Below are 24,292 nucleotides of genomic sequence, written 5' to 3'. Positions count from 1 at the left end.
CTGAATGCAGGTTACTTGTGCGGACGTCCGACCAGCAATTTGCTGTCTTTAGTCTCTAAAGGAGGTGATCCAGCCGCACCTTCCGATACGGCTACCTTGTTACGACTTCACCCCAGTCATCGGCCACACCGTGGCAAGCGCCCTCCCGAAGGTTAAGCTACCTGCTTCTGGTGCAACAAACTCCCATGGTGTGACGGGCGGTGTGTACAAGGCCCGGGAACGTATTCACCGCAGCAATGCTGATCTGCGATTACTAGCGATTCCGACTTCATGGAGTCGAGTTGCAGACTCCAATCCGGACTGAGATAGGGTTTCTGGGATTGGCTCGCCCTCGCGGGTTTGCAGCCCTCTGTCCCTACCATTGTAGTACGTGTGTAGCCCTGGCCGTAAGGGCCATGATGACTTGACGTCATCCCCACCTTCCTCCGGTTTGTCACCGGCGGTCTCCTTAGAGTTCCCACCATTACGTGCTGGCAACTAAGGACAAGGGTTGCGCTCGTTGCGGGACTTAACCCAACATCTCACGACACGAGCTGACGACAGCCATGCAGCACCTGTGTCACGGTTCCCGAAGGCACCAATCCATCTCTGGAAAGTTCCGTGCATGTCAAGGCCAGGTAAGGTTCTTCGCGTTGCATCGAATTAAACCACATACTCCACCGCTTGTGCGGGCCCCCGTCAATTCCTTTGAGTTTCAGTCTTGCGACCGTACTTCCCAGGCGGCGAACTTAACGCGTTAGCTTCGATACTGAGGGCCAAGTTGCCCCCAACATCCAGTTCGCATCGTTTAGGGCGTGGACTACCAGGGTATCTAATCCTGTTTGCTCCCCACGCTTTCGTGCCTCAGTGTCAGTGCTGGTCCAGGGTGTCGCCTTCGCCACAGATGTTCCTCCCGATATCTACGCATTTCACTGCTACACCGGGAATTCCACACCCCTCTACCGCACTCTAGTCAGCCAGTTTCCAATGCAGTTCCCAGGTTGAGCCCAGGGCTTTCACATCAGACTTAACAAACCACCTACGCACGCTTTACGCCCAGTAATTCCGAGTAACGCTTGCACCCTTCGTATTACCGCGGCTGCTGGCACGAAGTTAGCCGGTGCTTATTCTTCCGGTACCGTCATAACTCCGGGTTATTAACCCGAAGCTTTTCTTTCCGGACAAAAGTGCTTTACAACCCGAAGGCCTTCTTCACACACGCGGCATGGCTGGATCAGGCTTGCGCCCATTGTCCAATATTCCCCACTGCTGCCTCCCGTAGGAGTCTGGACCGTGTCTCAGTTCCAGTGTGGCTGATCATCCTCTCAGACCAGCTACGGATCGTCGCCTTGGTGGGCCTTTACCCCGCCAACTAGCTAATCCGGCATCGGCTCATCTATCTGCGTGAGGCCCGAAGGTCCCCCACTTTCTCCCGTAGGACGTATGCGGTATTAGCGTAAGTTTCCCTACGTTATCCCCCACAAATAGGCAGATTCCGATGCATTCCTCACCCGTCCGCCACTCGCCACCCACAGTATTGCTACTGCTGTGCTGCCGTTCGACTTGCATGTGTTAGGCCTGCCGCCAGCGTTCACTCTGAGCCAGGATCAAACTCTTCACTTAAAATTGCATGGATCCGAAGATCCAAATTTTTTGAGTGCAAAGCCCGTTCCAGGCACCAATTACTCGCTTGCATTTGCATGCTTTTGAATCATCGTTGCTTGGTACGAACATCTGCTCAATGGACAACCATCCACTAGCCAGACGTCCGCACAAGTTACCTGCGCACACTGTCAAAGATCTTCGGGGCCGGCCTCAGCGCCTTTCCCGTCTCACCCCGCCGCACCAAAGTGCCCGAGGGAGCCGACTATCTTACAGCGAATTTCGATTCCGTCAACACCGTGTCGAAATCTTTTTTCGCTTCCGGAGGTCCGTTCAGCTGCCCTCTCGGACCGCCCCGGGACCACCGGGCCGCGCATCTTACAGCATGTTCGAGAACCGTCAACCGCCTCGTTTCATCCCGTCTTTTCCGCGTCCCGCCGAAGTGAAGTTCACCGTGGCGGGGCGCGCATTGTGCACATGCACAACGGGGATTGGAAGGGGTTCGTTAAAGTTTTTTTACATCTTTGCCGAGTGAGCGCTTACGGGGGCCGCAGGGGGCCGAACAACGTCCATGGATCCCCGGATGCGCGGCGATGACGGCGTGGGGCCGCCCCCCTTGACTCGCATTCATCGCTGCACGATGTTTCGTCGCGCTACGGCCGTCATGGCCCCGGACCAACGCTCAAAAGGAGCTCCACCATGTTCCTGCCCCGACTTCTGCTCGCCTGCTGCGGCCTCGCCCTTTCCGGATGCGCCATGGGCGCCGGGCCGTGGGTCGAACTGGGCGGACAGCGCTTCAAGGTGGAAGTGGCCGACGATGACGCCGAGCGCGCACGCGGACTGATGTTCCGCGAGGAAATGGCCGAGGACCACGGCATGTTGTTCATCCACGAGAGCCAGGAGCCGCTCGCCTACTGGATGAAGAACACCAAGATCCCGCTGGACATCCTGTATTTCGACAATGAGCGCAAGCTGGTGTCGCAGCGGCGCGACACGCCGCCGTGCTCGCTGGGCGACGGCTGCCCGCCCTATCCGAGCAACGTGCCCGCGCGCTACGTGCTGGAGCTCAATGCCGGCGAAGCGGCCAAGCTGGGCCTCAAGGATGGCGCCGTACTGAAGTTCGGGCCGGGGCTGGGAACTCCCTGAACGCCCTGTACGGACTATCGAGCTGAATGACCCGACCGCCGAGGCGGTCGGCCGGGGCGCTCAGAGCACCATCATCTCGAAATCGTCCTTGGTCACGCCGCAGTCCGGGCAGGTCCAGGTGTCGGGCACGTCTTCCCAGCGCGTGCCCGGGGCTATGCCCTCTTCCGGCAGGCCCTGGGCCTCGTCGTAGATGAAGCCGCAGACGACGCACATCCAGGTGCGGTAGGTGGTGGCGGCGGCAAGCTCGGACATGGAAGGATCGGACCCGGGGGAATTGGACGGATAATGCGGGATTGCGGAATGCGCATTGTCCCACCGCGCCCGCGCCCACGGAAGCTTCCTGGATGAATCCGCTCCTCGCGCGGACTGGCGTCTACGCCATCACCCCCGACGACACCGACACCTCTCGCCTGCTGGCGCGGGTGGAAACCGTGCTGGCCGCCGGCGCGACCTGGCTCCAGTACCGCAACAAGGCCGCCGACGCGGACCTGCGCGAAACGCAGGCGCGGGCCATGCTGCCACTGTGCCGGCGCCACGGCGCTGCCCTGATCGTCAACGACGACTGGCGCCTGGCGGCGGCGATCGGTGCCGACGGCGCCCATCTGGGTGAGGACGACGGCGAACTTGCCTGTGCCCGCGCCGCCCTGCCCGCCGGCGCCATCCTGGGAGCCTCGTGCTACGACGACCTCGACCTCGCCCGGCGCGCTGCCGCCGCCGGTGCCGACTACATCGCCTTCGGCGCCTTCTTCCCCTCGCCGACCAAGCCCAATGCCCGCAAGGCCGGCCTCGATCTGCTGCGCGACTCGGCACCGCTGGGGTTGCCGCGGGTGGCCATCGGCGGCATCACCCCGGACAATGCACGTCCCCTCGTCGAGGCCGGCGCCGACCTGCTCGCCGTGATCAGCGGCGTGTTCGATGCCGCCGATCCCGCGGCTGCGGTGCGGCGGTATCTCGACTGCTTCGAACTGCCCGCTTCCCAAGAGACTTCCCCATGAACCACACGCAATCGCACGACCTGTTCACCCGCGCCCTCGAACTGATCCCCGGCGGCGTCAATTCGCCGGTGCGGGCGTTCAAGTCGGTCGGCGGCGAACCGTTCTTCGCCCAGCGCGCGGAAGGTGCGTACCTGCAGGACGTCGATGGCAACCGCTACATCGATTACGTCGGTTCGTGGGGACCGATGATCGCCGGCCATGCACATCCGAAGGTGCTGGCCGCTGTCGAGAAGACGATGCGCGACGGCCTGAGTTTCGGCGTGCCCAACGCGCTGGAAGTGACGATGGCCGAGGCAATCACCGCGATCGTGCCCAGCTGCGAAATGGTGCGCATGGTGAACTCCGGCACCGAGGCGACGCTGTCGGCGATCCGCGTCGCGCGTGGCGCCACCGGCCGCAACCGCATCGTCAAATTCGAAGGCTGCTACCACGGCCACGGCGACAGCTTCCTGGTGAAGGCCGGCAGCGGCGTGATGACGCTCGGCCTGCCGAATTCGCCGGGCGTGCCGTCGGCGCTCGCCGACCTGACGATGACCATCGCCTACAACGATTTCGATGCGGCGACGAAGCTGTTCGACGAGATCGGCGGCGAGATCGCCGGCCTGATCATCGAACCGATCGTCGGCAACGCCAACTGCATCCTGCCGCGCGGGGGCTATCTGCAGCACCTTCGCGAGCTGTGCACCAAGCACGGCGCGCTGCTGATCTTCGACGAGGTGATGACCGGTTTCCGCGTCGCCCTGGGCGGCGCGCAGCAGCGTTACGGCATCACGCCCGACCTTTCCACCTTCGGCAAGATCATCGGCGGCGGCATGCCCGTGGGCGCCTATGGCGGTCGTCGCGAGCTGATGGCGCAGGTCGCACCGAGCGGTCCGATCTACCAGGCCGGTACGCTCAGCGGCAATCCGGTGGCGATGGCCGCGGGCCTGGCGACGCTGGAACTGATCCGGGCGCCGGGCTTCCACGACGCGCTGGAGCGCACGACCAACGTGCTTTGCGACGGCCTGGAACAGGCAGCGCGCGAGGCCGGAATCGCGTTCCATACGACGCGCGCGCCGGGCATGTTCGGCCTGTACTTCCGCGAAGGGCCGGTGGAAACGTTCGACGATGCGAAGGCGTCGGATACCGCGCGCTTCAATCGCTTCTTCCACGCGATGCTCGAGCGCGGCGTGTACCTGGCGCCGTCGGCGTTCGAAGCCGGTTTCGTGTCGAGCGCGCACGGCGAGGCGGAGATTGCCGCTACCATCGAAGCGGCGCGGGCGTCGTTCGCGACGCTGTAAAAGGCGCCCTCACCCCAACCCCTCTCCCGCCTTGCGGGAGAGGGGCTCAAGAGTTCAGGCGTTGACGAATGCGGTCAGCGCGGCGCGCAGGCGCTTCAGGCCTTCGGCGACATCGTCATCGCTGATGTTCAGCGCCGGCACGAAGCGCAGCACGTCCGGACCGGCCTGCAACAGCAGCAGCCCCTGCTCCACGCACAGGTCGAGGATCAGTCCGGCCTTGCCGGCATGCGTTTCGCGCAACTGCGCACCGAGCATCAGGCCGCAGCCGCGGATCTCGGAGAACAGGCCCAGTTCGGCGTCGAGCGCGACCAGGGCGTCGCGGATCGCCAGTGACTGCCGCTCGACATTGGCCAGCACCTGCGGTGAGGAAATCTCGCGCAGCGCCGCGCGCGCGACCGCCGCGGCCAGCGGGTTGCCGCCGAAGGTAGTGCCGTGCGCGCCGAACTGCATCGACTCGCCCGCCTTGGCGCCGACCAGCATCGCGCCGATCGGGAAGCCGCTGCCCAGCGCCTTGGCCAGCGTCACCACGTCGGGCGTGACACCGTAACCGTGGCAGGCGAACAGATGGCCGGTGCGGCCCATGCCGCACTGGATCTCGTCGAGGATCAGCAGTGCGCCGTGGCGATCGCACAGCGCGCGCAGGCCCAGCAGGAATTCCTCGGTAGCCGGCGTGACGCCGCCCTCGCCCTGCACCGGCTCCACCAGCACCGCGCAGACGTCACCGGTCGCCATCGCCACTTCGGCGGCGGCCAAGTCGTTGAAGTCGCTGTAACGGAAGCCCGGTGGCAGCGGCTCGAAACCCTCGTGGTACTTGGGCTGCGCGGTCGCGGTGACGGCGGCCAGGGTGCGGCCGTGGAAGCTGCCGCGGAAGCTGAGGATGACGCGGCGGTCGGGCTCGCGCCCCTGCGCGGTCGCCCACTTGCGGGCGAGCTTGATCGCCGCTTCGTTGGCTTCGGCGCCGGAGTTGCAGAAGAACACGCGCTCGGCGAAGCGCGATGCTTCCACCAACTCTTCGGCCAGGCGCAGCGGCGGTTCGCTGACGAAGACGTTGCTGGTGTGCCAGAGCTTGCCGGCCTGCTCTGTCAGCGCCGCGACCAGCACCGGATTGGCGTGGCCGAGCGCATTGACGGCGATGCCGGCGCCGAAGTCGACGTACTCGCGGCCTTCCCGGTCCCACACGCGTGCGCCGCGGCCATGGTCGAGCACGATCCGGCGCGGCCGGTACACCGGCAGGTAGTAGCGTTCGGAGAGCGAGAACAGGTCGGAGCTGGTAGCGGTCATGGTGGGACGACGTCGGGCGATGCGGGGAAGCCGCCATTGTCGCCTATTGCAGCCGTCCTGCGGCCGATGCCGAAGCCCCGGGCCCGTGAAATGGCCCTTGCAGGCGATCCTGCACAATCGCCGCAGGAGGTCCTCCCCGATGCGCCTGCTGCTCGACCCCCAGCTCAACCCGGCCAGCGAAACCGGCTGGCGGCGGCGCTGGTTCGACATCATCTACCGCCACGACACGCCGCGGGCGCGCAATTTCGACCTGCTGCTGATCGTCGCCATCCTCGCCAGCGTTCTGGTGATCATGTGCGACAGCGTCGCCAGCATCCACGCCCGCCACGCCCACTGGTTGTACCCGCTGGAATGGGGGTTCACTCTGCTGTTCACCGCGGAGTACGCGCTGCGGCTGGCGGTGGTGCGCCGGCCATGGCGCTATGCGCTGAGCACCTGGGGACTGATCGACCTGCTCTCGATCCTGCCGACCTACCTGTCGCTGGTGCTGCCCGGCAGCCAGAGCCTGCTTGCGGTGCGCATCCTGCGCATCCTGCGGCTATTCCGCGTGCTCAAGCTGACCCATTACGTCGAGGAAGGCGGGATCCTGATCACCGCGCTGGCGCGCAGCCGCCGCAAGATCTTCCTGTTCGTGTGCGCGCTGCTGACCATCGCGGTGATCTTCGGTGCGCTGATGTACGTGGTCGAAGGTCCGCAGCACGGTTTCGTCAGCATCCCGACCAGCATGTACTGGGCGATCGTGACGATGGCCACCGTCGGTTTCGGCGACATCGCGCCGCAGACCTCGCTGGGGCGCCTCATCACGTCGCTGCTGATCCTGATCGGCTACGGGATCATTGCCGTGCCCACCGGCATCTACACCGCGGAGCTCGCCAGCAGCCTGCGCGAAGCCAGCACCGACCAGGGCCACCTCGACCGCCGCGGTTGTCCGCAGTGCGGCCTGGAAGGCCACGCCCCGGATGCGCTGCATTGCCGCCATTGCGGGCATGTCCTGCCCGCACCGATGGGCTGAAGCGTCAGCGCGGCTTCTTGGCGAGCTGCGAATCGGTGAGGAACAGGTCCGGGATCAGGTGCTCGCAGAATGGATTCACCGCGTACTGGGCGAAATCGGTGACGCCAGCGGCGAACAGCACGTCGTCGTCGATGAGGAAATGCCCGTAGAAATCGTCCGAAGGCCGCACCATCACGGCATGCGCGGCATCGGCCACGATCTCCGGCTTGCGGCACATCTCCGGGCGGACGCCGGGAATCATGTTGACCGCATCGGTAAGGATGACGGTGCGCGGCCACAGCGCATTGACCGCCACGCCCTGCGGGCCGAACTCCGCGGCCAGGCCGAGGGTGACGAAGCTCATGCCCATTTTCGCCAGCGTGTAGGCGGTGTGCGGCGCCCACCACTTCGGATCCAGGTTGAGCGGCGGCGCCAGCGCCAGGATGTGCGGGTCGGGCGCCTTGAGCAGATGCGGCATGCACGCCTGCGCGCACAGGAAACTGCCGCGCGCATTGACCTGCTGCATCAGGTCGTAGCGTTTCATCGGCGTCTCGAGCGTGCCCTTGAGCCAGATCGCGCTGGCGTTATTGACGAGGATGTCGATGCCGCCGAAACGGTCGACCGTGGCCGCGACCGCGGCATACACGTCGTCCTCCTCGCGGATGTCGCACTTCACGGCGAGCGCCTTGCCACCGGCGGCTTCGACTTCGGCGGCGACGGTATGGATGGTGCCGGGCAGCTTCGGATTGGGGACGGCCGATTTCGCTGCGATGACGACGTTGGCACCGTCCTGGGCGGCACGCAGCGCGATGGCGCGACCGATGCCGCGCGAGGCGCCGGTGATGAAGATGGTTTTTCCAGTCAGGGTACGCATGGCGGTCTCTCCAGGGCGGCGCGCTTCACGGCGGTGCAGGTGGATCGGGGCGTTACGGTTTCGGCCCCTGCCCTTCGTTGTCTTCCCATTTCAGCAGCTTGCGCGTTACGAAGCGGTAGACCGGCTTGCCGGTCGCGAACCACGCTTCGCGCAGCCACGAGTGGCGCTTGAGCACGCGCCGCTCGACGGGGGTGATGAATTGCGGGCAATAGGTGCGTTTGTGCTTGAGCAGGTGGCGCAGGTCTTCACGCGCAAGCAGGCGCATCCAGCGCGATCGCGGGTTGCCGCGCGTGGCGAGCTGGAAATCGATGATCGCCGGCGCGCCGTCGTCCAGCACCAGCCAGTTGGCTTCCTTGGCCAGGTCGTTGTGGGCCAGGCCGCGGCGGTGAAGTTGCTGCAGCAGCCGCCGGGCGCGACGGAAATACACCCGGTCGCCGTGCGGCGGGCGCTGGTACATCGCCGCGCCGGCCATGTAGCTGCGATCGAGCCGGCGTCCGTCCCAACGCAGCAGTTGCGGCGTGGCCGCCAGGCCTTCGACGCGTTCGAGCCCCCTGGCTTCACGCCGCGCCAGCCACCACGCCGGCAGGCGCAGCCACAGCGGCACATGGCGCAGGTCGCGTCGCACGAACAGGCCATCGCCGCCGCGCATCAGCGCGATCCGGCCGAAGCTGTCGGCCTTCAGGGGCTGGACTTCGATGGCGTCGACGTCGGTGGTGTCGGTGCGTGGAGGCATCGTGTCAGTGTACGGAATCGGCCGTGCCTGCCGTCACCCTGCACGATGGCCATCGCACCGTCATGGCCGTGCTGCCTATAATCGGCCGATGGAACCGGCCTGGATCGAAAGCGCGACCGCATGGATCGCGGCAAACCCAATCGCCGCCGGCGCTGTCATCTTCCTTATTGCCTTCTGCGATGCCCTCGTCATCGTCGGCATCGTCGTGCCAGCGCTGCCACTGTTGTTCGCCGTCGGCGCGCTGGTGGGCCTGGGCCATGTCAGCGGCCCCTATGCCCTGGCCTGCGCGACGCTCGGCGCCTTCATCGGTGATGGCCTGAGCTACTGGGTCGGTCATCGCTGGGGGCCGCAACTGCGCAGCCGCTGGCCGTTCTCGCGCTATCCGCAATGGCTCGATCGCGGCGAGGCACTGTTCCGCCGCCACGGCAGCATGAGCATCGTCATTGCGCGATTCGTCGGCGCAGTGCGTCCGTTCGTGCCGGCCATCGCCGGCATGCTGCACATGCCGATGCGCCGCTACGCCCTGCCGAGCCTGGGTGCGTGCCTGGTCTGGTCGCTGGCGTTCCTTGCGCCCGGCTGGGCACTGGGCAAGTCGTACGACGCGGTCGCGGCCGTCGCCGACCGCCTGGCGCTGGTGCTGGCGGCACTGGTACTCACCATCGGCCTGGTCTGGGCGATCGTGCTCTACACGTGGCGATGGTTTGCCGCGCACGCCGACAACCTGCTCGCGCGCGCCCTGTACTGGACTCGCCACCATCCGCACCTGGGTCGCTACGCCGCAGCGCTGATCGATCCCAACCGGCCGGAATCGCCCTCGTTGTTGATGCTGGCGGTCTGCCTGCTGGGCATCAGCTGGGCATGGTTCACGCTGCTCGCGTCGCTGCTGGCCAGTGGCGGCCCGCTCGCGATCGACCACACCATCCATGAGTTCATGTGGGGCCTGCGCAACCCGCTGGCCGACCGGATGATGGCCGGGCTGGCGAGCGTCGGCGATGCCTCCGTGCTCGGCCCCATCGCCGTGGTGGCGCTGGCGTACCTGCTGTGGCGCAAGCGCTGGATGGCGGCCGCGCACTGGTTGGCGGCCCTGGTGTTCGGACTGACCCTGACCTCTTTGCTGGAAGCGGCAATCGACATGCCGCGCCCGCCGACGGCACCGGCCGGCTTCGGCTTCCCGTCGGTCGCGGTGACGATGTGCACGATCGTGTTCGGTTTCTTCGCGGTGCTGATCGCGCGCGAGCTGCCGGGCCGCACGCGGGTGTGGCCGTACCTGCTCGCGGGCGTGGTCACCACCGCGGTCGGTTTCGCCCGGCTTTACCTGGGTGCGCACTGGCCCAGCGATCTCGTCGGCGGCACGCTGTTCGGCATCCTCTGGCTGCTGATCCTGGGCATCGCCTACCGGCGCCACGTTGCCCGCTCGTTCTGGATGCGGCCGCTGGCGTGGCTGTTCTACTCGACCTTCGTCATCGCCGCGCTGTGGCATGCGCCACGTTCGGCCGATGCGCTGCTGGCCAAGTTCGCGGCGGCGACGCCGACCTCCGTGATGGACCAGGACGACTGGTGGCAGCGCGACTGGGCGACGCTACCGGCGCAACGCAACGAACGTGACCAGCGCCGGCGCTGGCCGCTCGACCTGCAGGTCGCCGGTCCGCTGGCGCCGCTGCAGGCGCGCCTGGAGGCACAGGGCTGGCGCGTGCAGCCGCAAGCCAGCTGGATCGACACCGTTGGCCTGCTCGACGACGACAAGCCCACGCAGCAGCAACCGGTGCTGCCGGCAACCCTCGACGCCCAGGCCGAAGCGCTGCTGATGCTGCGCGATGGCGCGCGCAAGGACGAGCAGTACGCGTTGCGGCTGTGGCCGGCGCCGGTGTTGCTCGATGACGGCACGCAGCTGTGGCTCGGCAGCACGCAGACGCTGCACCTGACCAAGCCGCTGGGCGCTGCCTGGCTGTGGTTGCCGGCATCCGACGACGGTCGCGCGCACGCACTGGTCGGCGAGGCGCTCGAGGGCCTGGCATCACGACAGTCGCAGCACCCGCACGGGTCGACGCTGGTGTTGCGGGTGAAGACGCGCGGCAAGTAACCGCGGGGCACTCGTCAGGGCAACAGCGCCAGCAGGCGTTCGAGGCGCTGGTGCGGATCATCGAGCTGGAGCAGCGCCTGCCGCTGCGTGTCTTCCAGCGGCAGCAGCTCGGCCAGGCGCCAGCCGACCCAGGCCGCGTCGTCGAACTTCGCCTGCGGCGCCTTGGCGTGCTCGCCACCGACCTGGTCGATGATCTGTTGCAGCAGGGTCGAGAGCAGGCCGTGCTCGGGCCGGACGACATCGTCGGGATCCGGATCGCACCAGCTGACGTCGGCCACCTGCAGTCCGTTGTCGCGGACCCGCACGCGCTGCGCATGGAAACGTCGCGCACCGCGAACGCGCAGGGTCAGCAGGCCGTCATCGCCGCGACCGAAATCCTCGATCACCGCTTCGGTGCCGAACGCAGCCGCCGTGGCCGGGGCCCCCGCTTCTTCGCCATGCATGATCAGGCAGATGCCGAAGCCCTTGCCCTTGCGGCCGCAGTCGCTGATCAGGTCGAGGTAGCGCGGCTCGAACACGCGCAATCCGATCGCGGCACCGGGCAGCAGCACGGCGTGCAGCGGGAATAATCCCAGTGACTGGGTCGGGAGGTCGTCTGCCGGCATTGGGGGCAGTTTAGGGCGAATTTGCGGGGCGGTGGTCGCCGTTCGTCCCGGGTGCGCTGCGCTTACCCGGGCTACGTGTCCTACGGTTGCTGCAGGGCGGCGAGGAAGCGGCGGGGGGCGCCGTCGAAGCCGCCGTTGGACATGAACACGACGTGGTCGCCGTTGCGCGCGCGTTCGCGCAGCACCGCGATCAGCGCATCGGCGTCCGGCACGGCGATGCCTTCGCCACGCAGCGCCGAGACCACTTTGGTGGCATCCCAGGCCAGTTCCGGGCGGTGCAGGAACACCACCGTGTCGGCCAGGTCCAGCGACGGCGCCAGTGCTTCGGCGTGGGCGCCCAGGCGCATCGAATTGCTGCGCGGCTCCATGGCGACGACGATGCGTGCTGCACCAACCTTCGCGCGCAAACCGGCGAGCGTGGTCGCGATCGCGGTGGGGTGGTGGGCGAAGTCGTCGTAGACGGTGACGCCCTGCGCCTGGCCAATGACTTCCAGGCGACGCTTGACGCTGCGGAACTGCGCGAGCGCAGGCAGCACCGACGCGACCTCGACGCCGACGGCATGCGCCGTCGCCAGCGCGGCCAGTGCGTTCATCACGTTGTGGCGGCCGAGCAGCGGCCAGCGCACTGCACCGATTTCGACGCCGTCGTGGATGACGGTGAAGGCGCTGCCGTCCTCCTCGATCAGGCGCGCGGTCCAGTTGAATCCCGCATCGAGGCCGAAGGTCTCCACCGGCGTCCAGCAGCCCATGGCCAGGACTTCGGCGAGATGGCGGTCTTCGCCGTTGACGATCAGGCGGCCGCGGCGCGGCACCGTCCGCACCAGGTGGTGGAACTGGCGCTGGATCGCGGCGACGTCGGGGAAGATGTCGGCGTGGTCGTACTCGAGGTTGTTGAGGATCGCCACCAGCGGCCGGTAGTGGACGAACTTGCTGCGCTTGTCGAAGAACGCGGTGTCGTATTCGTCGGCTTCGACCACGAACTCGCGACCGCTGCCGACACGCGCCGACACGCCGAAGTCCTCGGCGACGCCACCGATCAGGAAGCCCGGTTCGCGCCCGGCCGCCTGCAGCAGATAGGTCAGGATGGTGGTCGTAGTGGTCTTGCCGTGGGTGCCGGCGACGGCGAGCGTGTCGCGGCCCGGCAGCAGGTTCTCGCTGAGCCACTGCGCGCCGGAGGTGTAGCTGCGGCCGTCGTCGAGGACCTGCTCGACGGCGGCGTTGCCGCGCGACAGCGCGTTGCCGACGACGATCTGGTCGCAGTCGGCGGCGATGTGCTGCGGCTGGTAACCCTGCTTGAGCGCGATGCCCAGCTGTTCAAGCTGGGTCGACATGGGCGGATAGACGGCCTGGTCGCTGCCTTCGACTTCGTGGCCGAGTTCGCGTGCCAGTGCGGCGACGCCGCCCATGAAGGTACCGGCGATCCCCAGAATATGAATCTTCAAGATCAGTAAGTCCTAAACGATCGCAGCACACCAATACGAAGAAGAAGCCGCACGGCCATCACTCCCCCTCTCCCGCTTGCGGGAGAGGGTAAGGGGAGCGGGCGACGCGCCCGCAACGTCAGCCGGAGCCGGCTTCCCCCTCTCCCTGGCCGCATTCGCGGCCGTCCCTCTCCCACGAGGGGAGAGGGTAATCACTCAGCCGACTTCCTTCGCAGGCACCAGCGCTTCGATGATGCGGTTGAACACATCATCCAGGCCGCCCACACCGTCAACGACGGTCAGCTGGCCGTGCTGGCGGTAGAACTCGATCACCGGCGCGGTCTGGTCGTCATAGACCTTCAGGCGGGTGCGCACCGATTCCGGGCTGTCGTCGGCGCGGCCTTCGGCCTTGGCGCGGCCGGCGATGCGCTCGACCAGCAGGTCGGTCGGCACGTCCAGTTGCACGGCGTAGTCCATCGGCTGGCGGATGCGGGTCAGCAGCTTGTCCAGCGCGTCGGCCTGGGCCAGGTTGCGCGGGTAGCCGTCGAGGATGAAACCGTCACGGGTGTCGGGACGCGAGAAGCGGTCCTCGAGCATGCCCAGCAGGATCTCGTCGCTGACCAGGTTGCCCGACGCCATGACTTCCTTGGCTTCGAGGCCGAGCTTGGAGCCGGCGGCGACTTCGGCGCGCAGCAGGTCGCCGGTGGAAATGTGCGGCACCTGCAGATGCTCCTTGAGGCGCGCGGCCTGCGTGCCCTTGCCGGAACCGGGCGCGCCCAGAAGTACCAATCGCATCAAACTCACTCCTAGAACGGGAAAATTTCTTCGTCGTCCGTCGCGGCCGGCGCGCGGCGCTGGCGGCCCGGCCTTTCGGGCGACTGCCCGCGGCGGCGCTACACTCGCTCACGACCCAGCCCCGCCGGGCAAATAGTGCGGTCAGCTTACCGCATCCCGGCCTGGTCCTGTCCCCAAACCCAGGAATGGACATGCCCTCCGGAACCCTGCTCTACGCGCAATCTGGCGGTGTCACCGCTGTCATCAACGCCACCGCCGCCGGCGTCATCGAGACCGCCCGGGCCCGCAAGGTCAAGGTGCTGGCCGCCCGCAACGGCATCCTCGGCGCCCTGCGCGAGGAGCTGATCGATACCTCCCGCGAGTCGGCGGCGGCGATCCGGGCCCTGGCCCACACCCCCGGCGGCGCCTTCGGCTCGTGCCGGGTCAAGCTCAAGTCGCTCGAGCAGGACCGCGCCCGCTACGAGCGCCTGCTCGATGTGTTCCGCGCCCACGACGTGCGCTGGTTCCTCTACAACGGCGGCAACGACTCGGCCGACACCGCGCTCAAGGTGTCGCAACTGGCGGCCGAGTTCGGCTACCCGCTGACCTGCGTCGGCGTGCCCAAGACGGTCGACAACGACCTGGCCGTCACCGACTGCTGCCCGGGCTTCGGCTCGGCCGCCAAGTTCACCGCGGTGTCGGTGCGCGAGTGCGCGCTCGATGTCGCGGCGATGGCCGACACCTCGACCAAGGTGTTCGTCTACGAGGCGATGGGACGCCACGCCGGCTGGCTGGCGGCGGCGGCCGGGCTGGCCGGGCAAGGCGTCGACGACGCACCGCACCTGATCCTGTTCCCCGAACGCCCGTACGACGAAGCCGACTTCTTCGCCAAGGTCAAAGCCACGGTCGAGCGCGTCGGCTATTGCGTGGTCGTGGCCAGCGAAGGCATCCAGACCGCCGACGGCCGCTTCGTCGCCGATGCCGGCGGTGGCAAGGATTCGTTCGGGCACACGCAGCTCGGCGGTGTCGCCTCGTTCCTTGCTGGCCGGGTCAAGGATTCGCTCGGCTACAAGGTGCACTGGGCACTGCCCGATTACCTGCAGCGTTCCGCGCGGCACATCGCGTCGAAGACCGACCTCGAGCAGGCGCTGGCGGTGGGCCGCAAGGGCGTCGAGTTCGCGCTCAAGGGCATGAATTCGGTGATGCCGGTGATCGTGCGCAGCAGCGATTCGCCGTACCGCTGGAAGATCGAAGCGGCGCCGCTGTCGAAGGTCGCCAACCACGAAAAGAAGATGCCGGCGGGCTTCATCCGCAAGGATGGCTACGGCATTACCGCTGCCGCGCGACGCTATCTCGAACCGCTCATCCGCGGTGAAGTGCCACCGCCGTACGGGCGCGATGGCATCCCGAAGTACGTGACGCTGAAGAATGTCGCGGTGACCAAGAAACTTTCTCCCTTCGCCGACTAGCGGGCCGCTGCAGGCGCGTGCTCAAATCGCCGGGTGTTGTCGGGGGACAACGCCTGGCCGCGCCGTGCGTACATGCGCAAGCGTCGCAGCCAAACCATCACACAGGGGAAAACTTACGTGAGAAGAACCACGCTTGCGAGCGCCTTGCTGCTCGTTGCCATGTCCGCGTCCGCCAAGGACAAGCTGATCATGCTTTCCGATGCCGATGCTGCCGCACTGCAGGGCAAGTCGGTCGCCGTCACCATCCATGAGCGCCCGGGCTTCTCAGCGATGACGGCCGGCAAAGCAACGTTCGGCCTGCTCGGCGCTGCCGCGATGTACTCGGCCGGCAACGCGCTGGTCAAGGACAACGACATCAAGGATCCGGCCGAAATTGTCCGCATGCAGCTGGCTGCGTCACTTGCCAGCGCTTACGGCGCCAACGTCCTCGCCACCGACACCGCGCCGACCGAGGCGAAGAAGCCCAAGGAGATCGCAGCGACGCATCCGCAGGCCGACTATGTGCTCGACGTGCGCTCCGTTGGCTGGATGTACGCCTACTTCCCGACGCAGTGGGGCACCTACTGGGTTGGTTACAGCGCCCAGGTCCAGCTGGTCGACAAGAGCGGCCGCCAGGTGTCCAACGCTGCGTGCAACACGCACACCCGCGAGAACAAGCACCCGCCGAGCCGCGAGCAGTTGCACGCCGACAATGCACAGTTGCTCAAGGACGTGACCGCTGCCCTGGGCTGGACCTGCACGCAGCTGCTGGCCAAGGACCAGTTCCACTTCCCGGCCGACAAGATCGCCGCAACGCCTGCACAGTTCGCCGATCCGTTGGCCGTGGCCGCCGAAACCGCGACCGCAGCGACGATGGCCACCGCCGTTGCTCCGGCGCCCTCCCCTTCGGCTGCGGCGGCGACGACGGCAGCAGCGGATGCGCCTGCCGATGCGGTGACCCACGGGGAAACCAAGGAAACCACGGCAGACGGCAAGGACTCCGGCGCCGGCGGCAGCAACCACTGAGCAAGGCTGCCGGGGCCGCGCTCGCGGCCCTGGCATTTCACTACTTGCAGGGCGTGCCTTCCACCGCCATCTGCGCGGCGAACATCGGCACCGCGGCCATCTGACCCGCCTTCGCCTGCTTGCGCGCGTCATCGAGGTAGATGCGCGCCTTGCCCTGCGCATCCAGCGCCGGCGTGGCGACATCGACCGGCTTGCGCCACACCCGCACCACCGCGAACTGCGTGCCGCAGGCGGCACTGGGCACGCGGATCAGGTCATTGAGTTTCCAGCCGCTCTTTTCCGACGGCTTGGCCTTGGCCGCATCGACGAACTTCGCACGCGGCTGGCAGGTTTCGCTGATCCGGACCACGGCGAAGGCATAGGGATCGGCCGCCTGGCCGGTGAACATGCCCTCCAGGCGCGCGCATGCCTCCGGGATCTGCCGCAGCGTGTGCACGACGTTGAGCGCCTGGGGACGGGCCGGCTCGCGGCTGATTTCGGGCTTGGGCTCCGCCTTTGAATCCGGCTTCGGATTGGCCGCCAGCACCGCGGGCGGTGCCAGCACGAGCATGGCGGACAGCAGGACAGGCAACGGTCGCATGGCAGGGTCGGCCCCTGTTGTGGCAGGCCTGAAGGCTGGCACGGCCGCGCTGAACGACGGATTCACGCCTGCGACTGCGGTCACATCGGCCGCGCACGATCCCCGTGCGGGCGCGCTGCAGCGGGGCCGCGCGGGGTGCGAATCGCGCGGGGTCTGTGCGATAGTCGGACCGTTGCGGCGGCGGCCCCACGGCCCGTGCAGCACTACAACTCAAGGTGATCGACTCGAAATTCCTGATGTGTCCACTCTTAAGGGGAGGGGTTCATGCTGGAGCAGTACGGTTTGGCATTGGCGCTGGTTTGCGCCGTCATCGCGATCCTTTACGGGATCATTTCCGCGCGTTGGATCAACGCGCAGCCCGCCGGCAACGAACGAATGCAACAGATCGCCGGCGCGATCCAGGAAGGCGCGCGCGCCTACCTCAATCGCCAGTACACGACCATCGCCATCGCTGGCGCGGTGCTGTTCGTGCTGATCGGCATCTTCCTGAGCTGGCACACGGCGATCGGTTTCCTGATCGGCGCGGTGCTGTCGGGTGCGGCCGGCTACATCGGCATGAACGTGTCGGTGCGCGCCAACGTGCGCACCGCCGAAGCCGCGCGCAGGGGCATTGGCCCGGCCATGGACGTCGCCTTCCGCGGTGGTGCCATCACCGGCATGCTCGTCGTCGGCCTGGGCCTGCTCGGCGTGGCCGGCTACTACGTGGTGCTGACACGCTACCTGGGCGTCACCGGTGAAGCGGCGCTGCATGCGCTGGTGGGCCTGGCGTTCGGTTCGTCGCTGATCTCGATCTTCGCGCGACTGGGCGGCGGCATCTTCACCAAGGGCGCCGACGTCGGTGCCGACCTGGTGGGCAAGGTCGAAGCCGGCATTCCCGAGGACGACCCGCGCAACCCGGCGGTGATCGCCGACAACGTCGGTGACAACGTCGGCGACTGCGCCGGCATGGCCGCCGACCTGTTCGAAACCTATGCAGTCACGGTGATCGCGACGATGCTGCTGGGCGGGCTGATGGCCGCCGACGCCGGACGCAACGCGGTGCTGTATCCGCTGGTGCTGGGCGGCGTGTCGATCATCGCTTCGATCATCGGCGCGTTCTTCGTCAAGGTGAAGGAAGGCGGCTCGATCATGGGCGCGCTGTACCGCGGCGTCATCGTGTCGGCGGTGCTGGCGGCGATCGCGTTCTACCCGATCACCACCCAGCTGATGGGCGACAACAGCCACGGTGCGATGAACCTGTACGGGTGCGCGCTGATCGGGCTGGTGCTGACCGGTGCGATCGTGTGGATCACCGAGTACTACACCGGCACGCAGTACGGCCCGGTGCGCCATATCGCGGCCGCGTCCACCACCGGCCACGGCACCAACATCATTGCCGGCCTGGGCGTGTCGATGAAGTCGACCGCGCTGCCGGTGATCGCGGTGTGCCTGGCGATCTGGGGTGCGTTCGCGCTGGCCGGCCTGTACGGCATCGCCATCGCCGCCACGGCGATGTTGTCGATGGCGGGCATGATCGTCGCGCTAGATGCCTATGGCCCGATCACCGACAACGCCGGTGGCATCGCCGAGATGGCCGAGCTGCCGCCGGAGGTGCGCAACGTCACCGATCCGCTCGATGCGGTCGGCAACACCACCAAGGCGGTGACCAAGGGTTATGCGATCGGTTCGGCGGCGCTGGCGGCGCTGGTGCTGTTCGCCGACTACACGCACAACCTGTCGGCCAACCACCAGGGCGAGATCTTCGCCTTCGACCTGTCCGACCACTACGTGATCATCGGCCTGCTGATCGGCGGCCTGATTCCGTACCTGTTCGGTGCAATGGCGATGGAAGCGGTCGGTCGTGCCGCCGGCGCGGTGGTTGAAGAAGTACGCCGCCAGTTCCGCCAGATCCCGGGGATCATGGAAGGCACGGGCAAGCCGGAATACGACAAGGCAGTGGACATGCTGACCAAGTCGGCGATCAAGGAAATGATCGTGCCGTCGCTGCTGCCGGTGGCGGTGCCGATCGTGGTCGGCCTGCTGCTCGGTCCGAAGGCGCTGGGTGGCTTGCTGATCGGCACGATCGTGACGGGCCTGTTCGTCGCGATCTCGATGACCACCGGCGGCGGTGCCTGGGACAACGCCAAGAAGTACATCGAGGACGGCCATTACGGCGGCAAGGGTTCCGATGCGCACAAGGCGGCGGTCACCGGCGACACCGTAGGCGATCCGTACAAGGACACGGCTGGTCCGGCGATCAATCCGCTGATCAAGATCATCAACATCGTGGCGCTGCTGATGGTGCCGCTGCTGTAGTCGCTCAACGGTTTTGAGGAGAACGGGTCGCGTAATGCGGCCCGTTTTCTTTTGCCTGGTCGGTGGGAGGAGGAGGTGGATTCAAAGGCAGGGAGCAACGTCCTTGGATTCCCGCCTTCGCGGGAATGACGGGATTGGAGCAACGTCGCTGGGTCCCCGCCTTCGCGGGAATGACGGGTTGATGGGGGTCATCGAAGACCGGGCAAAGAAATGCCGGAGCGGCGTTCGGCGGGCCGGGGATTGATCCGCAGCGGGACATGGATGTCCCGCGCCCCGCATCAGACAGGATGTCTGACTAAGGGGCGGGGCAATCCCCGGCCCGGCGGACGGCGCCATTCCGCAGACGAAGCCCTCCGCCCTCACCCCAACCCCTCTCCCGCGCGCGGGAGAGGGGCTCAAGCGGGCTCGCGGGGAGGCCGGAGACTCCGGTGCTGCGCCGCAGCAGCCAGCCGCGTAAAATGCCCGGCCGCATATCTCAATCCCCCGCCCCGCCGTCCTGGCGCGGCCATCAGAAGTTGGAGCAACGCATGGGCCTGGACCTCGTCCCCACCGGCAAGAACCCGCCGGATGAGATCAACGTCATCATCGAAATCCCCAAGGATGCCGAACCGGTCAAGTACGAAGTCGACAAGGCTTCGGGCGCGATCTTCGTCGACCGCATCCTGTCCACCCCGATGCGCTACCCGTGCAACTACGGCTACGTCCCCCACACCCTGTGCGGCGACGGCGACCCGGCCGACGTGCTGGTGATCCTGCCGCTGCCGCTGGTGCCCGGCTCGGTCATCCGCGCCGTGCCCGTCGGCGTGCTGAAGATGAGCGACGAAGCCGGCAGCGACGAAAAGCTGATCGCCGTGCCCGTGCCGAAGATCTTCGGCGGCTACGCCCACATCACCGACATCGAACAGGTCTCGCAACACTGGCTCGATCGCATCGGCCACTTCTTCGAGCACTACAAGGATCTCGAGAAGGGCAAGTGGGTCAAGATCGAAGGCTGGGGCAATGCCGCCGAAGCCAAGTCGATCCTCAACGACGCGATCGCCCGCTACAACGAAACCTCGGACGAAGAAAAGCCGAAGTTCTGAGCCACGCCCGCAAGGTCGTGCACGACGAAGGCCGCCGCAAGGCGGCCTTTGTCGTTTCCGGACAGACGCAACCTGCTAGCCGTTGTCGCCGACATCGCGCTGCGCGGCCGCCGTCGCCGGCTGCGACGCCACGCCACCGAGCGCGACCTTGCCCACGAGCGCCGTCAGCACCGTGTACCAGCGCAGCTCGTTGCGGAGCATCAGCGGCTGGCTCGGCACGCGCACCTCCTCCATGAAGCGCTCGAGCACCTCGCGGAAGGCGGCCCGCCCTTCCTCGCGCTCACCGTGCTCGAACCACAAGCCCTGCCAATGGCGCGCGAAACGCGTGGCGATCTGCCGCACCTGCGGCAGGTTCGGATGCGGCACTGCGTCGGCCAGCAGCAGGCCGAGGTGGCCGCTGAGTTCCCACGGCGACATCACCGCCGGCACGTTCACCGACTCGCACGCGAACGTCGCCACCACGCCCGGCTGCACCGGCACCGCGTGCTGCTGCCAGCCAGCGCGCGGCCCGTCGTGCGGACGACCACGGCCGACCAGGTCCCAGAACGCACCGCCGCCGACCGTGTCCACCACCAGGTGCACGCGCTCCTCGACGGCATCGTTGAGGACGCGATGCTGGCGCCAGGTGTCGAAGATCCAGCATTCGCCGGCGGCCATGTTGATCGCCGCGTCGCCACACTCGAAGCGCACCGTCGGCTGCGTCACCACCGGCACGTGCACGCGCACGCGCTCGGCCCAGTAGTAGCCCTGGTCGGCATGGCGGGTGACTTCGGCCATGCCCGACAACCGCATCAGGCGGCTGCGACCGGCGGTCACGCCAAGGCTGGCGATGACCTGGGTGAGATAGGGACAGTGCAGCAGCTCCGGGGTCGGCCGCATCGGCCCGGCGAACGCCTCGTTGGCGGGGTCGCCATTGACCGCCACCAGCGGCAGCATCGAGTTGCCGGGGAACCCCTGCGGATGCGGCCGCCACGGTGCTTCGCCCAGCGCGGCGATTTCGGCGGCGAGCGCACCGGCGTCGAATGCCAGCGGCAACTGGATGAAGGGCACCTGCAGTTTCATCGCGGATCCGGCCGGGAGACTGCGGCTATCGTACCGTCCGCCGCGCCCGGCGCCAGAGGCCGGCGCGGGCCAGGCGATCCACGCGGGGCGCACAAAAAACTACGGCCCCTTTCGGGGCCGTAGTGGTGTTACGTGTTGCGTTTCAGCCTATCAGAAGCGCTGCTGGTACTTCAGGTACACGAAGCGACCGATGTCGAAACCACCGTAGTACGGGAAGTCGCTCGAACGACCCGAGGTGTTTGCGAACATCAGCGGACCCTGGTGGTCGAACACGTTGTTCGCGCCGATGGCGACGGTCGCGTTCCACGGTGCCTGGTAGGAAACCTGCAGGTCGTGGAAGGTGTTCGAACCCGAGATCTTCTGCGGAGCGGCTTCGCCGTTCTGGTAACGATCAGGCAGGGTGCAGACGCCACGGCCGACGCACGGCTCCTTCATGTCCGAGTAGTAACGGGCCATGTAGGACACGTTGAAATCGCCCATCTCCCAGTTCACGCCCATGTTCGAACGGACGCGGAAGATGCCGGTTTCGCCAACGCGACCGATGGTGATTGCGTCGCCGTCCGAGTTCTCACCCTGTTCGTCGTACTTGCTGACGTACGAGGTCTGCCAATCCACCGAGAACTTGCCGAACGAGAACTCCGGCAGGCGGTACTTGACGCCGAGGTCGTAGCCTTCCGTCTCCATCTGGCCGAGGTTGGCCAGGCCGTAGAACAGGTCGGTGATGTGACCATCCGGAGCGCGCACGATGCCATCGCAACGGCCGGTGTTACCCAGGACGTAGCAGTCGCGCAGGATGCGGTCGACGCTGTCCGAGATGATCATGTTCTCGATCTTGTACTTGTACCAGTCGAGCGACAGGTCCAGACCCTCGACCCAGCGCGGGCTCCACACCAGGCCTGCGGTCTGGCTCTTGGAGGTTTCCGGCAGCAGGTTCGGGTTGGAACCGGAGATGAACTGGTCCGGCGTCTGGCACGGGAACGTGGTGCAGGGCACCAGGCCCTGGCCCAGCTGGACGTAGGTCGGGGGCACGCCGGCGCTGGTGCACGCTGCGTTGCCAGCAACCGAGCCCGGCGAGGTACGGCCGCACGGGTCAACGTACGACTCGAAGCTCGAGCCGATGCCGCCGTACAGGTCGTTGATCGTCGGAGCGCGGAAGCCTTCAGCCCAGGTGCCGCGGACGAGCAGCTCGTCGATCGGGCGCCAGGTGAAGCCGAACTTGCCGTTGGTGGTGTCGCCGAAGTTCGAGTAGTCGGAGTAACGACCCGCGATGTTGATCGTCAGCTCCTTGGCGAAGGCGACGTCAGACAGCAGCGGCACGTTGAGCTCTGCGTAGACTTCGTCCAGCGAGTACTCGCCAGCGGTGGTCGTGGCGGCCAGGCCGGTGCTGTTGCCCGACTGCGCGAACGCGTCCGGAACAAAGCGGCCTTCTTCCTGGCGGTGCTCGACGCCCACTGCCAGGCCGACTTCACCTGCCGGCAGGTCGAACAGACCACCGGAGATGTTGGCGGTGTAGCTGGTGGTGCGGGTCAGGCCGGTGTCGGTGTACTGCGGGAACAGGAAGGTCTGCAGTTCCGGGTTAGCCAGCGAGCCCTGGCCTGCGACGCCGTACGGCAGCAGCGGGTTCCACGGCACGCAGCCGGCGATCGGCTTGGCAGCGGTACCGCACTGTGCGACGCCGTTGGCATCGATGAACGACGGGCCGAGCGCCTGCTCGGTGGCCAGCAGGCTGGCGTCGCCGTGGGCGGTCTTGGTGGTGGTGTTGCGGTTCAGCAACGCACCCACGTCCCAGTCCCAACCGCGGCCGCCGAGCTCGAAGAAGCCGTTGAAGCCACCGGCGAAGCGGTAGGTCTCCAGGTCGCTCTTGGTGGTGCGCGGCACTTCCCACAGACGGCGACGGAATGCGGTGTTCTGGCCCGGGATCGGGTTGAACGCGCTCGTCGGTGCCAGCGGGGTACCGAAGGAACCCGACTGGTACGGGTAACCGGCGATCTGCTGATCGGTGGTGCGGTGGTTGTAGAGGATGTCGGCGTTGAACGTGATGTTGTCGGTGATGTCGTAGTTGGCGTTCGCGAACACCGAACGACGCTCGATACCGGTCATCAGGAACATCTGCTCGTTCGAGTTTGCGTACTCGGCCGACGTGATGCGGTGGTAGTCGGCACGGTTGGCCGGGTTGCCGCCGTCATTGAGCGTCCACCACACAGCCGAAGCGGTCGGGGTGCACGGGTCGCAGAACGAGCCGTTCTGGCTGACCGGGCTCCACGCGCCACCGGTGTTGCCGTCCTTCGAGAACCAACGGTCCTTGGCAGCGACCGGATCCTGCTTGTAGTACTCGACCGACAGGGTCACGCCGCCGCGATCGCCGGCCGAACCCATCGTGAAGGAGTAGTCCTGCGTGTCGCCGTCGCCTTCGCCGAACTGGCCGAGGTATGCGCTGGCTTCCGCGCCTTCATAGCGCTTGCGGGTGATGATGTTGACCACGCCGGCAATTGCGTCGGAACCGTAGATTGCCGATGCGCCGTCCTTCAGGACTTCGATGCGGTCGATCGAGGACATCGGGATCTGGCTCAGGTCCTGCAGGCCCGAGGTCGATGCGCCAAGGCGCTTGCCGTTGACCAGGATCAGGGTGCGCTGGGCGCCCAGGTTACGGATGTCGATGTAGTAACCACCGACGTCTTCGCCCGAAGCCAGAGCGTCCGAACGCGAGATCGCCGGCGAACCAGCCGAGGTCAGGTTCTGCAGCACGTCGGCAACCGACGTGAAGCCCTGCTTGTCGATGTCCTGGCGGGTCAGCGTGATGATCGGCTGCTGCGTTTCCATGTCGGAACCGCGGATGCGCGAGCCGGTGACTTCGATGCGGTCAAGAGTGGTGGCACCCTGCTGCTCGGCGGCAGCTTCCTGGGCGCTGGCAAAGGCCGGCGCCAATGCGATCGCGATGCCGGCCGGCAGCATGCCGACGCGCATCGCGGTGCGCAGATTGCGGTGGTTCATTTATCTCTCTCCAGATAACTGTTATGAGCGTGTTAAACGCCGATCAA

19 protein-coding genes and 1 rRNA gene are annotated in these 24,292 nt (G+C 66.6%); 9 read left to right on the top strand and 11 right to left on the bottom strand.

What is annotated here, in order from left to right; all coding sequences use genetic code 11:
* Nucleotides 1-57 precede the first annotated feature (57 nt).
* Nucleotides 58-1,602, bottom strand: a 16S ribosomal RNA gene (locus tag ACFOPO_RS07215).
* A 678-nt stretch (nucleotides 1,603-2,280) separates the two neighbouring features.
* Here ACFOPO_RS07215 and ACFOPO_RS07210 point away from each other — a divergent pair.
* Nucleotides 2,281-2,727, top strand: a complete 447-nt coding sequence (locus tag ACFOPO_RS07210) for a DUF192 domain-containing protein (protein WP_386702361.1) — start codon at nucleotides 2,281-2,283, stop codon at nucleotides 2,725-2,727.
* Nucleotides 2,728-2,787: 60 nt separating this feature from the next.
* Here ACFOPO_RS07210 and ACFOPO_RS07205 read toward each other — a convergent pair whose 3' ends face one another.
* Entirely contained in the window at nucleotides 2,788-2,979 is a 192-nt protein-coding gene (locus tag ACFOPO_RS07205; RefSeq protein ID WP_158732207.1) for a rubredoxin, read from the bottom strand.
* 92 nt (nucleotides 2,980-3,071) lie between these two features.
* On the opposite strand from ACFOPO_RS07205, the gene thiE reads away from it, so the two are divergent.
* Both thiE and hemL read left to right on the top strand, forming a co-directional pair.
* Nucleotides 3,072-3,722 carry a thiamine phosphate synthase gene (gene thiE / locus ACFOPO_RS07200; RefSeq protein WP_386702358.1) on the top strand — a complete coding sequence of 217 codons (651 nt, stop codon included), beginning with the start codon at nucleotides 3,072-3,074 and terminating at the stop codon, nucleotides 3,720-3,722.
* Nucleotides 3,719-5,002 carry a glutamate-1-semialdehyde 2,1-aminomutase gene (gene hemL, locus ACFOPO_RS07195; protein ID WP_386702356.1) on the top strand — a complete coding sequence of 428 codons (1,284 nt, stop codon included), beginning with the start codon at nucleotides 3,719-3,721 and terminating at the stop codon, nucleotides 5,000-5,002. The genes thiE and hemL overlap by 4 nt, the downstream gene beginning before the upstream one ends.
* Nucleotides 5,003-5,056: 54 nt before the next feature.
* Here the strand turns inward: hemL and ACFOPO_RS07190 are convergent, their stop codons facing one another.
* Nucleotides 5,057-6,283 carry an acetylornithine/succinylornithine family transaminase gene (locus ACFOPO_RS07190; protein ID WP_386702354.1) on the bottom strand — a complete coding sequence of 409 codons (1,227 nt, stop codon included), beginning with the start codon at nucleotides 6,281-6,283 and terminating at the stop codon, nucleotides 5,057-5,059.
* A gap of 139 nt (nucleotides 6,284-6,422) precedes the next feature.
* Here ACFOPO_RS07190 and ACFOPO_RS07185 point away from each other — a divergent pair, with 139 nt between their 5' ends.
* On the top strand, nucleotides 6,423-7,295 hold the full coding sequence (locus tag ACFOPO_RS07185) for an ion transporter (RefSeq protein ID WP_386702352.1): 873 nt from the start codon (nucleotides 6,423-6,425) through the stop codon (nucleotides 7,293-7,295).
* 4 nt (nucleotides 7,296-7,299) lie between these two features.
* On the opposite strand, the gene ACFOPO_RS07180 is transcribed toward ACFOPO_RS07185, so the two are convergent.
* The gene (locus tag ACFOPO_RS07180) at nucleotides 7,300-8,148 is read right to left on the bottom strand and encodes an SDR family oxidoreductase (protein WP_386702350.1); all 849 of its coding nucleotides are present in this window, start codon (nucleotides 8,146-8,148) and stop codon (nucleotides 7,300-7,302) included.
* Between the two features lie 52 nt (nucleotides 8,149-8,200).
* Entirely contained in the window at nucleotides 8,201-8,881 is a 681-nt protein-coding gene (locus ACFOPO_RS07175) for a serine/threonine protein kinase (protein WP_386702348.1), read from the bottom strand.
* Between the two features lie 88 nt (nucleotides 8,882-8,969).
* Here ACFOPO_RS07175 and ACFOPO_RS07170 point away from each other — a divergent pair, with 88 nt between their 5' ends.
* On the top strand, nucleotides 8,970-10,961 hold the full coding sequence (locus ACFOPO_RS07170) for a bifunctional DedA family/phosphatase PAP2 family protein (protein ID WP_386702346.1): 1,992 nt from the start codon (nucleotides 8,970-8,972) through the stop codon (nucleotides 10,959-10,961).
* Nucleotides 10,962-10,975: 14 nt separating this feature from the next.
* Here the strand turns inward: ACFOPO_RS07170 and ACFOPO_RS07165 are convergent, their stop codons facing one another.
* From ACFOPO_RS07165 to ACFOPO_RS07155, 3 genes are all read right to left on the bottom strand, one after another.
* Nucleotides 10,976-11,566 carry an LON peptidase substrate-binding domain-containing protein gene (locus ACFOPO_RS07165; RefSeq protein WP_386702344.1) on the bottom strand — a complete coding sequence of 197 codons (591 nt, stop codon included), beginning with the start codon at nucleotides 11,564-11,566 and terminating at the stop codon, nucleotides 10,976-10,978.
* An 80-nt stretch (nucleotides 11,567-11,646) separates the two neighbouring features.
* Nucleotides 11,647-13,011 carry a UDP-N-acetylmuramate:L-alanyl-gamma-D-glutamyl-meso-diaminopimelate ligase gene (mpl, locus tag ACFOPO_RS07160; RefSeq protein WP_386702684.1) on the bottom strand — a complete coding sequence of 455 codons (1,365 nt, stop codon included), beginning with the start codon at nucleotides 13,009-13,011 and terminating at the stop codon, nucleotides 11,647-11,649.
* 192 nt (nucleotides 13,012-13,203) lie between these two features.
* Nucleotides 13,204-13,782: an adenylate kinase gene (locus ACFOPO_RS07155; protein ID WP_200608633.1), complete on the bottom strand. Its 579-nt coding sequence runs from the start codon at nucleotides 13,780-13,782 to the stop codon at nucleotides 13,204-13,206.
* Nucleotides 13,783-13,973: 191 nt separating this feature from the next.
* Between ACFOPO_RS07155 and ACFOPO_RS07150 the strand changes: the two genes are divergently transcribed.
* Nucleotides 13,974-15,230: a 6-phosphofructokinase gene (locus tag ACFOPO_RS07150; protein ID WP_386702342.1), complete on the top strand. Its 1,257-nt coding sequence runs from the start codon at nucleotides 13,974-13,976 to the stop codon at nucleotides 15,228-15,230.
* Between the two features lie 159 nt (nucleotides 15,231-15,389).
* Nucleotides 15,390-16,235: a hypothetical protein gene (locus ACFOPO_RS07145; protein WP_386702340.1), complete on the top strand. Its 846-nt coding sequence runs from the start codon at nucleotides 15,390-15,392 to the stop codon at nucleotides 16,233-16,235.
* Nucleotides 16,236-16,275: 40 nt separating this feature from the next.
* Here ACFOPO_RS07145 and ACFOPO_RS07140 read toward each other — a convergent pair whose 3' ends face one another.
* Nucleotides 16,276-16,785 carry a hypothetical protein gene (locus ACFOPO_RS07140; protein WP_386702683.1) on the bottom strand — a complete coding sequence of 170 codons (510 nt, stop codon included), beginning with the start codon at nucleotides 16,783-16,785 and terminating at the stop codon, nucleotides 16,276-16,278.
* A gap of 294 nt (nucleotides 16,786-17,079) precedes the next feature.
* Here ACFOPO_RS07140 and ACFOPO_RS07135 point away from each other — a divergent pair, with 294 nt between their 5' ends.
* Both ACFOPO_RS07135 and ppa read left to right on the top strand, forming a co-directional pair.
* Nucleotides 17,080-19,110, top strand: coding sequence for a sodium-translocating pyrophosphatase (locus tag ACFOPO_RS07135; RefSeq protein WP_386702338.1), 2,031 nt, complete (start codon nucleotides 17,080-17,082; stop codon nucleotides 19,108-19,110).
* Between the two features lie 527 nt (nucleotides 19,111-19,637).
* Nucleotides 19,638-20,192, top strand: coding sequence for an inorganic diphosphatase (gene ppa / locus ACFOPO_RS07130; RefSeq protein ID WP_386702336.1), 555 nt, complete (start codon nucleotides 19,638-19,640; stop codon nucleotides 20,190-20,192).
* Between the two features lie 75 nt (nucleotides 20,193-20,267).
* Here ppa and ACFOPO_RS07125 read toward each other — a convergent pair whose 3' ends face one another.
* Together ACFOPO_RS07125 and ACFOPO_RS07120 are read right to left on the bottom strand one after the other, a co-directional pair.
* A complete protein-coding gene (locus ACFOPO_RS07125) occupies nucleotides 20,268-21,254 on the bottom strand; it encodes an aspartyl/asparaginyl beta-hydroxylase domain-containing protein (RefSeq protein WP_386702334.1) in 987 nt (328 codons plus the stop codon).
* 150 nt (nucleotides 21,255-21,404) lie between these two features.
* A complete protein-coding gene (locus ACFOPO_RS07120) occupies nucleotides 21,405-24,245 on the bottom strand; it encodes a TonB-dependent receptor plug domain-containing protein (RefSeq protein ID WP_386702332.1) in 2,841 nt (946 codons plus the stop codon).
* Nucleotides 24,246-24,292 lie beyond the last annotated feature (47 nt).

It is taken from the genome of Lysobacter sp. GCM10012299, assembly GCF_042649405.1.
Classification (GTDB): domain Bacteria; phylum Pseudomonadota; class Gammaproteobacteria; order Xanthomonadales; family Xanthomonadaceae; genus Lysobacter_J.
Note: the sequence above shows the minus strand (reverse complement) of the source record. Positions and strands in the feature narration are given on the sequence as shown.

Bases quoted from the DNA above. Each gene is read 5' to 3' on its own strand.
- ACFOPO_RS07140 (WP_386702683.1), bottom strand. From the start codon at position 16,785: ATGCTCGTGCTGGCACCGCCCGCGGTGCTGGCGGCCAATCCGAAGCCG.
- ACFOPO_RS07135 (WP_386702338.1), top strand. From the start codon at position 17,080: ATGCTGGAGCAGTACGGTTTGGCATTGGCGCTGGTTTGCGCCGTCATC.
- ppa (WP_386702336.1), top strand. From the start codon at position 19,638: ATGGGCCTGGACCTCGTCCCCACCGGCAAGAACCCGCCGGATGAGATC.
- ACFOPO_RS07145 (WP_386702340.1), top strand. From the start codon at position 15,390: ATGTCCGCGTCCGCCAAGGACAAGCTGATCATGCTTTCCGATGCCGAT.
- ACFOPO_RS07155 (WP_200608633.1), bottom strand. From the start codon at position 13,782: ATGCGATTGGTACTTCTGGGCGCGCCCGGTTCCGGCAAGGGCACGCAG.
- hemL (WP_386702356.1), top strand. From the start codon at position 3,719: ATGAACCACACGCAATCGCACGACCTGTTCACCCGCGCCCTCGAACTG.
- thiE (WP_386702358.1), top strand. From the start codon at position 3,072: ATGAATCCGCTCCTCGCGCGGACTGGCGTCTACGCCATCACCCCCGAC.
- ACFOPO_RS07175 (WP_386702348.1), bottom strand. From the start codon at position 8,881: ATGCCTCCACGCACCGACACCACCGACGTCGACGCCATCGAAGTCCAG.
- ACFOPO_RS07165 (WP_386702344.1), bottom strand. From the start codon at position 11,566: ATGCCGGCAGACGACCTCCCGACCCAGTCACTGGGATTATTCCCGCTG.
- ACFOPO_RS07205 (WP_158732207.1), bottom strand. From the start codon at position 2,979: ATGTCCGAGCTTGCCGCCGCCACCACCTACCGCACCTGGATGTGCGTC.
- ACFOPO_RS07180 (WP_386702350.1), bottom strand. From the start codon at position 8,148: ATGCGTACCCTGACTGGAAAAACCATCTTCATCACCGGCGCCTCGCGC.
- ACFOPO_RS07170 (WP_386702346.1), top strand. From the start codon at position 8,970: ATGGAACCGGCCTGGATCGAAAGCGCGACCGCATGGATCGCGGCAAAC.
- ACFOPO_RS07210 (WP_386702361.1), top strand. From the start codon at position 2,281: ATGTTCCTGCCCCGACTTCTGCTCGCCTGCTGCGGCCTCGCCCTTTCC.
- ACFOPO_RS07125 (WP_386702334.1), bottom strand. From the start codon at position 21,254: ATGAAACTGCAGGTGCCCTTCATCCAGTTGCCGCTGGCATTCGACGCC.
- ACFOPO_RS07150 (WP_386702342.1), top strand. From the start codon at position 13,974: ATGCCCTCCGGAACCCTGCTCTACGCGCAATCTGGCGGTGTCACCGCT.
- ACFOPO_RS07190 (WP_386702354.1), bottom strand. From the start codon at position 6,283: ATGACCGCTACCAGCTCCGACCTGTTCTCGCTCTCCGAACGCTACTAC.
- ACFOPO_RS07120 (WP_386702332.1), bottom strand. From the start codon at position 24,245: ATGAACCACCGCAATCTGCGCACCGCGATGCGCGTCGGCATGCTGCCG.
- ACFOPO_RS07185 (WP_386702352.1), top strand. From the start codon at position 6,423: ATGCGCCTGCTGCTCGACCCCCAGCTCAACCCGGCCAGCGAAACCGGC.